General features: G+C 67.1%; 11 protein-coding genes. 3 read left to right on the forward strand and 8 right to left on the reverse strand.

Features of this window, described 5'->3' with window-relative positions:
• Together SD196_RS00285 and SD196_RS00290 are read right to left on the reverse strand one after the other, a co-directional pair.
• Complete coding sequence (locus SD196_RS00285) at positions 1-1524, reverse strand: 3-hydroxyacyl-CoA dehydrogenase (RefSeq protein WP_275612047.1); 1524 nt, start codon at positions 1522-1524, stop codon at positions 1-3.
• A 47-nt stretch (positions 1525-1571) separates the two neighbouring features.
• Positions 1572-3203 carry an AMP-binding protein gene (locus tag SD196_RS00290; RefSeq protein WP_275609503.1) on the reverse strand — a complete coding sequence of 544 codons (1632 nt, stop codon included), beginning with the start codon at positions 3201-3203 and terminating at the stop codon, positions 1572-1574.
• Positions 3204-3411: 208 nt separating this feature from the next.
• Here SD196_RS00290 and SD196_RS00295 point away from each other — a divergent pair, with 208 nt between their 5' ends.
• Positions 3412-4197, forward strand: a complete 786-nt coding sequence (locus SD196_RS00295) for an IclR family transcriptional regulator (RefSeq protein WP_343576058.1) — start codon at positions 3412-3414, stop codon at positions 4195-4197.
• Positions 4198-4657: 460 nt separating this feature from the next.
• On the opposite strand, the gene SD196_RS00300 is transcribed toward SD196_RS00295, so the two are convergent.
• The 4 genes from SD196_RS00300 to SD196_RS00315 form a co-directional block, all read right to left on the reverse strand.
• Positions 4658-5788 carry an acyl-CoA dehydrogenase gene (locus SD196_RS00300; protein ID WP_343576061.1) on the reverse strand — a complete coding sequence of 377 codons (1131 nt, stop codon included), beginning with the start codon at positions 5786-5788 and terminating at the stop codon, positions 4658-4660.
• A gap of 10 nt (positions 5789-5798) precedes the next feature.
• A complete protein-coding gene (locus SD196_RS00305; protein WP_416310943.1) occupies positions 5799-6989 on the reverse strand; it encodes an acyl-CoA dehydrogenase family protein in 1191 nt (396 codons plus the stop codon).
• A 10-nt stretch (positions 6990-6999) separates the two neighbouring features.
• Complete coding sequence (locus SD196_RS00310) at positions 7000-9093, reverse strand: 3-hydroxyacyl-CoA dehydrogenase NAD-binding domain-containing protein (RefSeq protein WP_416310944.1); 2094 nt, start codon at positions 9091-9093, stop codon at positions 7000-7002.
• Positions 9094-9260: 167 nt separating this feature from the next.
• Positions 9261-9545 (reverse strand): hypothetical protein, encoded by a 285-nt coding sequence (locus SD196_RS00315; RefSeq protein WP_275609508.1) that lies wholly within the window; start codon positions 9543-9545, stop codon positions 9261-9263.
• 164 nt (positions 9546-9709) lie between these two features.
• On the opposite strand from SD196_RS00315, the gene SD196_RS00320 reads away from it, so the two are divergent.
• Positions 9710-10660, forward strand: coding sequence for an alpha/beta fold hydrolase (locus SD196_RS00320; RefSeq protein ID WP_416310945.1), 951 nt, complete (start codon positions 9710-9712; stop codon positions 10658-10660).
• A 1-nt stretch (position 10661) separates the two neighbouring features.
• Here SD196_RS00320 and SD196_RS00325 read toward each other — a convergent pair whose 3' ends face one another.
• The gene (locus SD196_RS00325) at positions 10662-11117 is read right to left on the reverse strand and encodes a GNAT family N-acetyltransferase (protein ID WP_275609510.1); all 456 of its coding nucleotides are present in this window, start codon (positions 11115-11117) and stop codon (positions 10662-10664) included.
• Between the two features lie 43 nt (positions 11118-11160).
• Positions 11161-12078 carry a LysR family transcriptional regulator gene (locus tag SD196_RS00330; RefSeq protein WP_275609511.1) on the reverse strand — a complete coding sequence of 306 codons (918 nt, stop codon included), beginning with the start codon at positions 12076-12078 and terminating at the stop codon, positions 11161-11163.
• A 97-nt stretch (positions 12079-12175) separates the two neighbouring features.
• Here SD196_RS00330 and SD196_RS00335 point away from each other — a divergent pair, with 97 nt between their 5' ends.
• Positions 12176-12463, forward strand: a complete 288-nt coding sequence (locus SD196_RS00335) for a DUF2218 domain-containing protein (RefSeq protein WP_331315225.1) — start codon at positions 12176-12178, stop codon at positions 12461-12463.
• The last annotated feature ends 8 nt before the right edge of the window (positions 12464-12471 follow it).

Genomic DNA, 12471 nt, shown 5'->3' on the forward strand with positions numbered 1-12471 from the left:
TCACTCCGCCCGATCGGGACTGTGCAGCGGCAAATCCAGCTGCACCCGTCGACGCAGCCAGGGGCTGGGCCGGTAGCGCGCTTCGCCGTAGCAGGCCTGCAGACCCTGGAGGATGGTGAGGATGCGCGCCGCGCCGTAGTGTTCGCCGAAGGCCAGCGGGCCGAAGGGATAACCCAGCGCCAGTTGCACCGCGCGGTCCAGCGTCACCGGCGTGGCGATGCCGCGCTGGGCAATCTCGCAGCCCAGGTTGACGATGCTGGCGACCACCCGCTGGCTGATGAAACCGGGTGAATCATTGATCACTTCCACCGGCACGCCGTCGCTGCCCAGCGCCTGCCGGGCCTGGATCTCCAGTTTCGGATCGAGGGCGGGCTGGCGCATCAGTACGCGGCGGCGGTCCAGGTCGGTGAAGGTTTCCAGCGCCAGGCTGCGCTCGGGCGGCAGGCCCAGGGCGTCGATGCAGGTGGCGGCGTCCGTCCCCAGCGGGGTGACCAGGCAGATGGCCCGGGACGAAGGCGCTTCACTGGTTTCCAGTACCACGCCGCCGAGGGTGAGGATCGCGGCGATGCGGTGGCGCAGCTCCGGGTCTTGGCTGTCGAGCCAGTACGGACGGTTCAGCAGCACCGGCTCGGGTTGTACCTCCACCTCGTGCAGCGGCTGGCCATCGCGGTAGCGGTAGAAGCCCTCGCCGGTCTTGCGCCCGAGCAGTCCGCCGGCCACGCGCTGGGCCGCCAGCGGTGACGGCGTGTAGCGCGGGTCCTGGTAGAACTGCTGGTACAGCGACTCCATCACCGCATGGGAGATATCCAGGCCGGTCAGGTCGAACAGCTCGAACGGACCCATGCGGAAACCCGCGCCGTCGCGCAGGATGCGGTCGACCTGCGCCGGGGTGGCGATGCCTTCGCCGAGGATGCGCAGCGCCTCGGTGCTGAAGGCGCGGCCGGCGTGGTTGACGATGAAGCCGGGGCTGTCCGGCGACACCGCCGGGAAGTGCCCGGCCTGCTCGGCCAGGCGGCTCAGGCGGCGCACCACGGACTCCTGGGTGCGCTGGCCGCGAACCACTTCGACGATGCGCATCAAAGGCACCGGGTTGAAGAAGTGGAAGCCGGCGACCCGTTCCGGATGCTGGCAGCGGGCGGCGATGCGGGTGACCGACAGCGACGAGGTGTTGCTCGCCAGCACGGCGTCGGGCGCCACGCGTTTTTCCAGTTCGGCGAGCAGCGCCTGCTTGGCGCCAAGGTCCTCGATGATGGCTTCGATCAGCAGGTCGCAGTCGGCCAGCTCGTCCAGGCTGTGGGTCGGCAACAGGCGCTGCAGGGTCCCGGCCAGCGCCTCGGGGCTGAGCTTGCCCTTGGCTACCGAGCGTTCCAGCAGCTCGCGGTTGAAGGCCAGCGCCTGCTCCACGGTCTGCGGATTGCTGTCGTACAGGCGCACCGGCAGGCCGGCCGTGGCGAACAGTTGGGCGATGCCACGGCCCATGGCGCCAGCGCCGATCACGCCGATGCGGTTGAAGGACTCGGTCATGCTGCGAATCTCGTCGTGCGAACCTGCTTCAACCATAGACGCTTCGGTCATGCGTTGGTCCCTTTGGCCAGTTCGAGATCGCGCAATTGGCGGCGTAGCAGTTTGCCGACGCTGGTCTTGGGCAGCTCGTCGAGCACCTCGACGAAGCTCGGCACCTTGTAGCCGGTGAGGTGCTCGCGGCAGTGGGCGATGATCGCTGCCGTATCCAGCGCGGGGTCGCGCAGGCTGACGAACAGCTTCACCGCCTCGCCCTTGCGCTCGTCCGGCACGCCGATGGCCACGCACTCGCGCACGCCGGGGTGGCGCATCACCGCGTCTTCCACTTCGTTGGGAAACACGTTGAAGCCCGAGACCAGGATCATGTCCTTCTTGCGGTCGACGATCTTCAGCATGCCGTTGGCGTCCACTTCGGCGATGTCGCCGGTTTTCAGCCAGCCATCCTCGGTCAGCACCTGGGCGCTCTCCTCCGGGCGCCGCCAGTAGCCCTGCATTACCTGCGGGCCGCGTAGCCACAGCTCGCCGGGCTGGTCGGGGCCGGTGTCGGCTCCCTCCTCGTCCACGGTGCGCAGCTCGGTGTCCACCAGCGCCTGGCCGACGTAGCCCTCGCGATACGGGCTCAGCAAGGTGCCGGTGGAGACCACCGGCGAGGCCTCGGTCAGTCCGAAGCCTTCACGCACCGGCGCGCCGGTCAGCGCTTCCCAGCGCCGGCCCACTTCGCGGTTCAGCGGCGCGCCGCCGGAGGTCACCCATTTCAGGTGGCTGAAGTCGATGCCGGCGAAATCCGGGTGGTTCATCAGGCCGACGAACAGGGTGTTGATCCCGCTCATCAGGGTGAAGGGATAGCGGCGCATGGCGGTGAGGATTTCATCCAGGTTGCGGCCATCGCGGATGAACACCGTGTGCAGGCCCATGCCCACCGAGGACAGGCAATTCGTGGCGAAGGCCATGATGTGGTAGAGCGGCAGCGGCGCGATGCGCACGTCGCTGGCCGGGTCCAGCAGACCCGGTCGCATGAACAGTTCGAGGGTCTGGATGACGTTGGCGATCAGGCTGCGATGACTGAGCATCGCGCCCTTGGAGACACCCGTGGTGCCGCCGGTGTATTGCAGCAGCGCGAGGCGGTCGAGGCCCGGCTCGGCGTCTACCGGCGGCGCCCCGGCGCCCAGGCGCAGGGCCTGCTGGAAGCGCACGCAGTCGGCGTCTTCGCAATCGAATTGCGGGCGCTCGATGTCGTCGATCGAGGTCAGTAGAACCTGCCGCACCTCACTGTGCGCCTGCACGCCGCGCAACAGTGGTAGCAGGCGATCGAGCAGCAGGATGGCGCTGGCGCCGGAGTCGGCCAGTTGGTGGCGCAACTCGCCGGCGGTGTACTGCGGATTGGTGTTCACCAGCACCACGCCGGCCTTCAGCGCGCCGAAGGTGGCGATGGGGTACTGCAGGGAGTTGGGCAGCATCAGCGCCAGACGCTCGCCTGGTTGCAGGCCGGCGTGGTGGCGCAGGTAACGGGCGAAGGCGTCGGCCTGGCGCTCCAGCTCGGCGAAGCTCAGGTGGCTGTCGCCGCAGGAGAACGCGGAGCGTTCGGGGAAATCGCGACAGGCATCGCGCAACAGGTCGTGGAGATTCTGGTAACCGTGGCGGGCAATCTCGTTGGCCACGTATCCGGTTGCAATGGCAGGCATCGACTTCTCCGTTTCTTCGCTTCGATTGGCTCTGAGCTTTGAATTGTTGTTCTGCACAGCGAAACATCGTGTCGAAATCGATGGTATGCGATAGGCTTCCCCGGTGCAACGAGCACATTCGGACCGCTGCGGGGCGAGGGGCCGATCTGCTATCGTTCGCCCGCGCCGCCAGCGGCGCCCGTCATCCAGATTCCCCCGCCGAGGCCCCATGAGCGACGACGTCGAAGTCAGCAGCAACCCCAAGGACCGCAAGTTCGTCGAGGCCCTCGCCCGCGGGCTGGACGTGCTGCGCGCCTTCACCCACGGCTCGGTGGTGCTCGGCAACCAGGAAATCGCGCGGATCACCGGGCTGCCCAAGCCCACCGTGTCGCGCATGACCTACACCCTGACCAAGCTCGGCTACCTCTGCTACTCGCAGCAGCACGAGAAGTACCAGCTGGATTCCGGCGTGCTGGCGCTGGGGTATGCCTACGTTTCCAACCTGCGCGTGCGCCAGCTGGCCAAGCCGTACATGGATGCCTTTGCGCGACGCACCAACACCACGGTCGGCCTGACCTGCCGCGACTGGCTGTCGATGATCTACGTGGAGAACTGCCGCCCGCCGGAGGCGACTTCCCTGCGCATGGACGCTGGCGTGCGTCTGCCGCTGGCGACCACTGCCGCGGGTCGCGCCTACCTGGCGGCGACGCCGGAGCAGGAGCGCGAGCATCTGCTGTCGGCCTTGCAGGAGCGCCATGAAGGCGACTGGTCTGCAATGCGTGCTTCGCTGGAGGCGTCCTTCGAGGAATACCGCGAGCATGGGTTCTGCCTGTCCCTGGGCGACTGGGACCGGAATGTGCGCGCCGCTGGCGTGCCGCTGCGCCTGGCCGACGGTGGGCTGATGGCGCTGACTTGCGGGGCGCCGTCGTTCCAGTTGAGCGAAGAGACCCTGCGTGGGTCGCTGGCCCATGAGCTGGAGATGCTGGCGCGGGATATCGAGAGCCTCGGGGCCTGATTTTCTCCACGATGCTTTTCGTGTAGGAGTCTCTGCGCCGCTTCGACGTGTGCAGAGAGATTGTATTTCGCCCCCTCGGGCGACCTCCTTTGGCAAACGACCCAAAGGAGGCAAAGGTCTTGCCCCTTCATCCGGTTTTTCGCTTATGCGAAAAATTCCCTCGTCGAAGCAAAGTTTCAGGGGCACGCCACGACGGGCCATCCCTGGCCCATCATGGCTCTCGCGACATCCATGTCGCTCAACCCCTGAAACTCCACTTCAACGAGGCCTCCTGAAAGGGGCGGTCCGGAGTGCGCGCATGTTTCTCTGGAAGCCTTCCAGAGCACGGGCCAGAACCCGAACCGAGGCGCAGGGCATGCTTTCCTGTAGGAGCGAGCTTGCTCGCGAACCACCCCAGTGCCCAAGTCGCCAGCAGATATGTTCGCGAGCAAGCTCGCTCCTACAAGGGCAGGTGGATGCGTTACGCCACCTCCATCAACCCCGCATACACCTTCAAATGATGATCATCGTCACCCAGCTGATGGCTGAGCATCACCAGCCGCTTGGCATGGTGCGCGAGCACATATTCCCAGGTCATGCCGATGCCGCCGTGCAGCTGGATCGCCTGCTCGGCCACGTAGCGCGCCGCGCGGGTGACGATGAATTTGGCGGCTGCCAGGGTGCGGCTGCGCTCGGCGCTGTCGGGTTGGTCGGCGACGCAGGCGGCGAGGATGGCCATGCTGGTGGCCTGTTCCAGCTCGCTGCGCATGTCCACCATGCGGTGCTGCAGCACCTGGAACTTGCCGATCGGAATGCCGAACTGCTTGCGCGTCTTCAGGTAGTCCAGGGTCAGTGCGCAGGCTTCCTGCAGGCTGCCGAGGGCTTCGGCGCACTGCGCGGCGATGGCGCGGCCCTGTTGGTAACGCAGCGCCGGCAGCGCTTCGCCGGGTGTGCCGACGGCTTCACCAACGGCACCGTCGAGGAACAGCTCGCAGGCGCGCTGGCCGTCCACCGTCGGGTAGTCGCGGCGACTGACGCCGGTCTGCTGCGGGTCGACCAGGAACAGGCCGATGCCTGCTTCGTCCCGCGCATTGCCGGCGACTCGCGCCGAAACGAGGATCGCCGTGGCGCTCTGCCCGCCGATCACCACTGCCTTGCGGCCGCTCAGTTTCCAGCCGTCGCCGGCCTGCTCCGCGCGGGTCTGCACGTCGTGCAGCTGGTAGTGGCTCTGCGGCTCTTCCAGGGCCACCGCCAGCTGCGCCTCGGCGCTGGCGATGCGCGGCAGCCAGTGGTCCTTCTGCACGTCGCTGCCCAACTGGGCGATCAGGCCCCCAGCGTGCACCACCGATTGCAGGTAGGGCTCCAGGCACAGACCGCGGCCCAGTTCGGTGAGCACCAGCAGGCTTTCCACGCCGCCGCCGAAGCCACCGTGGCTTTCCGGCAGCGACACCGAGGTCAGCCCCAGCTCGCCGAGCTGGCGCCAGAACTCGGCGCTATAGCCCAGCTCGCTCTTGCTGAACCCCTCACGCTTGTCGAACGGGTAGGCGTCGCGGACCAGGCGGGCCGCGGTGTCCTGCAGCATCTGCTGCTCTTCGCTCAATTTGAAGTCCATGGTCAGCCCCTCACAGCTCGAGAATCATCTTGGAGACGATGTTCTTCTGGATTTCGTTGGAGCCGCCGAAGATCGACAGCTTGCGCAGGTTGAAGTACTGGCTGGCCGGTGCCGCCGAGTAGTCCGCGTGCAACGGCTCGGCGCCCAGCTCGAATTCGTCCTCGATGAAGGGCAGCGCATAGGGGCCGAGGACCTTGCGCAGCAGGTGGCTGACGGCCTGGCGTATCTCGGTGCCCTTCACCTTAAGGATCGAGCTCTCCGCGCCCGGCACGCCGCCTTCGCGGGCGGCGGCGAGGATGCGCAGCGTGCTCATCTCGATGGCCATCAGCTGCATTTCCACTTCCGCTACCTGGGCGCGGAACAGCGGGTCTTCGAGCATCGGCTTGCCCTCGCATAGCTCTCGGCCGGCCACGCGTTTCAGGTGCGCGAGCACCGCCTTGGACGCGCCGATGCCGGCGAGGCCCGTGCGCTCATAGGTCAGCAGGTACTTGGCGCAGGTCCAGCCTTCGTTCTCGCGGCCCACCAGGTTTTCCACCGGTACGCGCACGTTGTCGAAGAACACCTCGTTGACTTCGTGCTCGCCGTCCAGGGTGATGATCGGGCGCACGGTGATGCCCGGCGTCTGCATGTCGATCAGCAGGAAGCTGATGCCGCGCTGCTGCTGCGCCTCGGGGTCGGTGCGCACCAGGCAGAAGATCCAGTCGGCGTGCTGGCCGAGGGTGGTCCAGGTCTTCTGGCCGTTCACCACGTAGTGGTCGCCGTCGCGCACGGCGCGGGTCTTCAGGCTGGCGAGGTCGGAGCCGGCGCCCGGCTCGGAGTAGCCCTGGCACCACCAGTCGGTGCCGTCGAGGATGCGCGGCAGGTAGTGCGCCTGCTGCGCGGGCGTGCCGAACCTGATGATCACCGGGGCGACCATGTTGACGCCGAAGGGGATGGTGCGCGGCGCGCCGAAGGCGGCGCATTCCTCTTCGAAGATGTGCTTCTGCACGGCGTTCCAGCCGGTGCCGCCGAACTCCTCCGGCCAGTGCGTGGCGTACCAGCCCTGCTCGGCGAGCACGCGCTGCCAGCGCTGGTGGTCGCCCTTGTTCAGGTGTTTGCCCAGGCGCACCTTGGTGGCGATGTCCTGAGGCAATTTGCTTTCGAGGAAGGCGCGGACTTCGTCGCGGAACGCCAGCTCGTCGGGGGTGAAATGGATGTCCATGGCGGGTCCTCTACAGATCGGCGAAGCGGCGGCCTTCGGCCACCAGACGTTCGAGCAGTGGCGCGGGTTGCCACCAGGCGCCGAGGCGCTGGTGGAACTCGCGGATTCGTTCGAGTACACGGGCAAGGCCGACGCTGTCGGCGTAGAACAGCGGGCCGCCGCGCCAGGCGGGGAAGCCGTAGCCGTTGAGGAAGATCACGTCGACATCGCTGGCGCGCTGGGCGATGCCTTCGTCGAGGATGTTGGCGGCCTCGTTGATCAGCGAGTAGATGCAGCGCTCGACGATCTCCTCATCCTCTACCGGCGCGCGGGTGATGCCGCGATCGGCGGCAGCCTGCTCCAGCATGGCCGGCAGCGCCGGGTTGTCCTGCGGGGCGCGCCCGCCTTCGCCGTAGAGATAGAAGCCGGCACCGGTCTTCTGCCCGAGCATGCCGGCGGCGATCAGGTGGTCGAGCACGGTGGGCAGCGTCTGGCCGGGCTTGAGGTTCGGTCGCTGCCGTGCGCGGATCGCGTGGCTGATGTCCAGGCCGGACAGATCGCGCACCGCCAGCGGCCCCATGGCCATGCCGAAGGCGCGCAGCGCGCGGTCCACCTGCGCCGGTGTGGCGCCCTCCTCCAGCAGGAATTCGGCCTGACGGCCGTACTGGAAGATCATGCGGTTGCCGACGAAGCCATCGCACACACCGACCACCACCGAGACCTTCTTCAGGCGCTTGCCCAGTTGCATGACGGTGGCCAGCACGGCATCGCTGGTGGCCTTGCCGCGCACGACTTCGAGCAGGCGCATGACGTTGGCCGGGCTGAAGAAGTGCAGGCCGACCACGTCCTGCGGACGCTGGGTGAAGGCGGCGATTTCATCGAGGTCCAGCGAGGATGTGTTGCTGGCGAGAATCGCGCCGGGTTTGCAGGCGACGTCCAACTGGTCGAAGACCTGGCGCTTCACGTCCAGGCTTTCGAACACCGCTTCGACCACCACGTCCGCATCGCCCAGCGCAGCGTAATCGAGCACGCCGCTGATCAGGCCCATGCGCCGCTCCATCTCCTCGGCGCCCAGGCTGCCACGCGCCACGCTGGCGGCGTAGGTGCTGCGGGCGCGGTCGAGGCCGCGTTGCAGGGCTTCGTCGTTCACCTCCAGCAGCTTGACCGGAATGCCGGCGTTGGCGAAGCACAGGACGATGCCGACGCCCATGGTGCCGCCACCAATCACGGCGGCGTTGTGCACCTCGCGCGGCTGGATGCCGGCCGCCAGGCCTTCGACCTTGGCTGCCTCGCGCTCGGCGAAGAAGGCGTGGATCAGCGCGGCGCGTTGCGGCGACTCCATGCATTGCTGGAACAGCGCACGCTCGCGCACCAGGCCTTCGCGCAGCGGCAATTGGCTGGCGGCTTCCACGGCGTCGATGCAGCGCTGCGGCGCAAACTGGCCGGGCAGGCGCTTCTGCACCTCGCCGCGCTTGTGGGCGATCAGCGCGGCCACGCCGGCTTGCTGCACGCGTTCATTGCGCTCGCCGGTGCGGCGCGGGCCCTTGCCGTCTGCCAGCAGGCGCTGGGCGAAGGCGAGGCCGGCTTCGATGAGGTCGCCGTCGAACAGTTCATCGAGGATGGCGTTTTCCAAGGCTTGCGGCGCGCGGATCGGCGCGCCGCTGACGATCATGTCCAAAGCCTTCTCAATGCCGGTCAGGCGCGGCAGACGCTGGGTGCCGCCCGCGCCAGGAAGCAGACCGAGCTTCACTTCCGGCAGGCCGACCTGGGCGTCGCGGCGGGCGATGCGGTAATGGCAGGACAGCGCGACTTCCAGCCCGCCACCCAGCGCGGTGCCATGGATCACGGCAACGCTGGGTTTGGTCGAACCTTCGATGATCTCGACCACTTCCGGCAGGGAAGGCGCTTGCGGCGGCTTGCCGAATTCGCGGATATCGGCGCCGGCCATGAAGGTGCGCCCGGCGCAGACCAGCACCACCGCGCGCACCTGCGGATCGGCCTCGGCCTGCTGGAAGGCGGCGAGCAGGCCCGCGCGGACGGCATGTCCGAGGGCGTTCACCGGTGGGTTGTCGACCGTGACCAGGGCAATCTCGCCCCGGCGTTCGAGCTGTACCGCTTCTGACATGCTGTGCTCCGTTTAGAGTTGTTTTAACGGAATTATGTTTCGCTGTGCAGAATACGATGCAGTTTTTTATCGATTGATTGCAAGGCTTTTCGTAGGAGCGAGCTTGCTCGCGAACGAACCCGCTGCAAGGCGATTCGCGAGCAAGCTCGCTCCTACAGGGATCTCCGTCAGGGCCTCTGCGTGCTTCCAGCGACCAGCAGGTCGCCGTGCAACTCGCAGTAGCACTCGTCGTTCCAGCCATAGTGAGGATCGCGGCAGATCGAATGTCGGACAGGGCCGGCATTGCCGGGTTTGCGCGTTTTCAAGTTGTCGCGCAAGGCCGCGTAGATCGAGCCAGGCTGCGGCCAGTCGGTGCGCACGGGGCCTTCGCCGAGCTGGTTGCCGGCGCGCAGTTCGGCCCTCAGGATGGCATCGAGTTCCGGGCAGAGCTGGGCGGTGGGTTGGCGTCTCATGGGAGTCCTTCCTGGAGAGAATCTATTGTGGCGCCGGACATTATCCGCCCTTTCCCGCACTGCATCGCCGAGTGGAAAGGTCCCTCCATTCGCCTGGTGAATAGGGTTCGGCCGGCACTCCGGACTTGGCATAGTGAAGCTCACCCTCTGCAGGAGCGCGCGCCATGAACGAGTTCGAACACCAGCTGCTGGCGGTCAACGGCATCCTGCTCAGCCTGTACAGCGCCGGCCCGGCGGATGGCAAACCGGTGTGGCTGCTGCACGGCTTTCCCGAGTCCTGGCATTCCTGGCAGCACCCGATGCGCGCCCTCGCCTCCTCCGGTTATCGCGTGTTCGTCCCGGAGATGCGCGGCTATGGCCAGACCAGCGCGCCGGATGCGGTGGACGCTTACGATCTACTGACCCTCTGCGCAGACATCCAGGGCGCGATGGATGCGCTGGGGCATTCGCGGGTGGCGATGGTCGGGCATGACTGGGGCGCGCCGGTGGCCTGGCACCTGGCGCTGTTGGAGCCGCAGCGGGTGGAGGTTCTGGCGACCCTGTCAGTACCCTTCGCCGGCCGCGCCAAGCGTCCGCCGGTGGAGATCATGCGGGAGGTGTTCGCCGGTAGGTTCTTCTACATCCTCTACTTCCAGGAGCCGGGCCGCGCCGAGGCTGAGCTGGATGCGAACATCGCCCTGAGCCTGCGCCACTTCCTCGGCGACAACGTGCACCTGGCGCCGGACCAGTCCCCCGATGGCCGCCTGTTCGATGGCCTGCCACCGCCACCGGCGCATCCCGCCTGGTGCAGCGCCGAGGATTTCCAGTACTACGTGCGCACCTTCGAGGGACGCGGCTTCCACGGCGCGTTGAACTGGTACCGCAACTTCGAGCGCAGCTGGCAACTCACCGCGCCGCTGGCGGGGCGCAAGGTCGAGCAGCCGACGCTATTCCTGATCGGCGACCGCGACCCGGTCCGCCGCTTCGAGGCGTATACCCTGCAGCGCATGCCCGAGCATGTGCCGAAGCTGGAACAGCATGTGCTGGAAAACTGCGGCCACTGGATCCAGAACCAGCAGCCGGCGCGGGTCAATGCGCTGCTGGGCGACTTCCTCGCCCGGCATTACCCAGCCTGAATCAGGCGCTGCGGCGCATGCCGATGTGCGGGATATCGTCTTCCAGGTAGACCTCGGTGACCGGAGCAAAGCCGTAGCGGCCGTAGTAGCCCTGCAGGTGCGCCTGCGCCGAGAGATAGATCGGCAGCCCCGGCCAGCGCTGGGCGATAGCCTGCAGCGCCTGCTCCATCAGTTCGTGCCCCAGGCCCTGGCCACGGCCCTGCGGGGCGATCACCACGCGGCCGATGACCACGTCGCCCTCGTGACGCTCGGGGTCCAGCAGGCGCAGGTAGCCGAGCAGTTGACCACCCTCCTCCACCATCAGGTGGCAGGTGTCGCCGATGAGGTCGAGGCCATCGACTTCCTGGTAGGGGCATTTCTGCTCGACCACGAAGACTTCGGTGCGCAGGCTGAGGATGGCGTACAGCTCTTCCTTGCTCAGGTCGCTGTGGTGCTTGCAGGTCCAGTTCCGGGCCATGCTGGGTACTCCTGTCGATGGGGGCGTCATGGTAGCGCGTCGCTCAGACCGGCGCCTGGAAGCGCAGGCGCGACGAGCCGCCGAGGTGACGGCGCAGCGCCTCGATGGCGACCTTGACCTTGGCCGGCTGCGCGTCGCGTCGCGGCGTGACCGCGTAGATGCCGAACGGCGGCAGCGTCCAGTCCGGCAGCAGGCGTTGCAGCCTGCCCTCCTCCAGCGCCTCGCACACTTCCGGTTCGGGCTGCGCGGAAACGCCCAGGCCGTCGAGGGTGAACTGGCGCAGGGCGATCATGCTGTTGGCAGCCACGCGCGGCTCCAGGCGCAGCTTGCAGAGCTCCCCGCCCGGGCCGCTGAAGTTCAGGTAGCTCTGGTGCGCCACGGTATTGAGGGCCAGCCAGTCGACGCCCTGCAGTTGCTGCGGATGGTCGATCGGCGGCAGGCGTCGCAGGTAGGACGGCGCGGCGCAGATGACGTTGTTCCACTCGGCCAGGTGACGCGCCACCAGGCTGGAGTCGGACAGGCTGCCGACGCGGATGGCGAGGTCGATGCGCTGCTCGATCAGGTCGATCTGCTCATCGTGGAAGAACAGCTGCAGGCGCAGTTGGCGGTGGTTTTCCAGCAGCGGACGCAGGGCCTCGGTGATCAGCTGGCCGGAGAAGCCCACCGGGGCGGCCAGGCGCAGTTCGCCGACCGGCGCCTCGCGCCATTCGCCCAGGCGTTGTTCGGCTTCCTCGGCGATTGCCAGCATCTGCGCGCAACTGCGGTAGAAGGCCTCACCCGCCTCGGTCAGGGTCAGCTTGCGGGTGGTGCGGTGCAGCAGCGTCACTTGGGCGTGGGCTTCGAGCTTGCGGATCTGCTGGCTGACCGCCGAGGGCGTCATGCCCAGGCTTTCGGCGGCGGCGGCCATGGAGCCGCGGGCCACCACGGTGGCGAAGACCGCCATGCCCTTGAGGTTGTCCATTGTGAAGCTCCGCTTAAGAGTGAAAGGCAAATTAGCCGGTTTTTCCCTGGATTTCCTTCGCCTAGCATGACAACTCCCGAAAAAGGAGAAGAGAACGATGCCGCTAAGCCGTGCCACTGTCGCCACCCCTGACGCCGCGCGCTACCTCAAGCGCCTGTGCAACCACTTCGCCCACAAGTTGCCGGTCGAGCTGACCGATGATCGCGGCGTGCTGCGTTTCGATTTCGGCACCTGCCGCCTGCACGCCACGCCTGACGCCTTGCTGATGGACGCCGAGGCTGCCGATGCGCAGGCGCTGGAGCGCCTGCAGAACGTGGTGGTCAGCCACCTCGATCGTTTCGCCTGGAAAGAAGGGCAATTACCGGTCGATTGGCAGGCTGCCTGACCCGCTTT

Source organism: Pseudomonas macauensis (assembly GCF_047902425.1).
Classification (GTDB): domain Bacteria; phylum Pseudomonadota; class Gammaproteobacteria; order Pseudomonadales; family Pseudomonadaceae; genus Pseudomonas.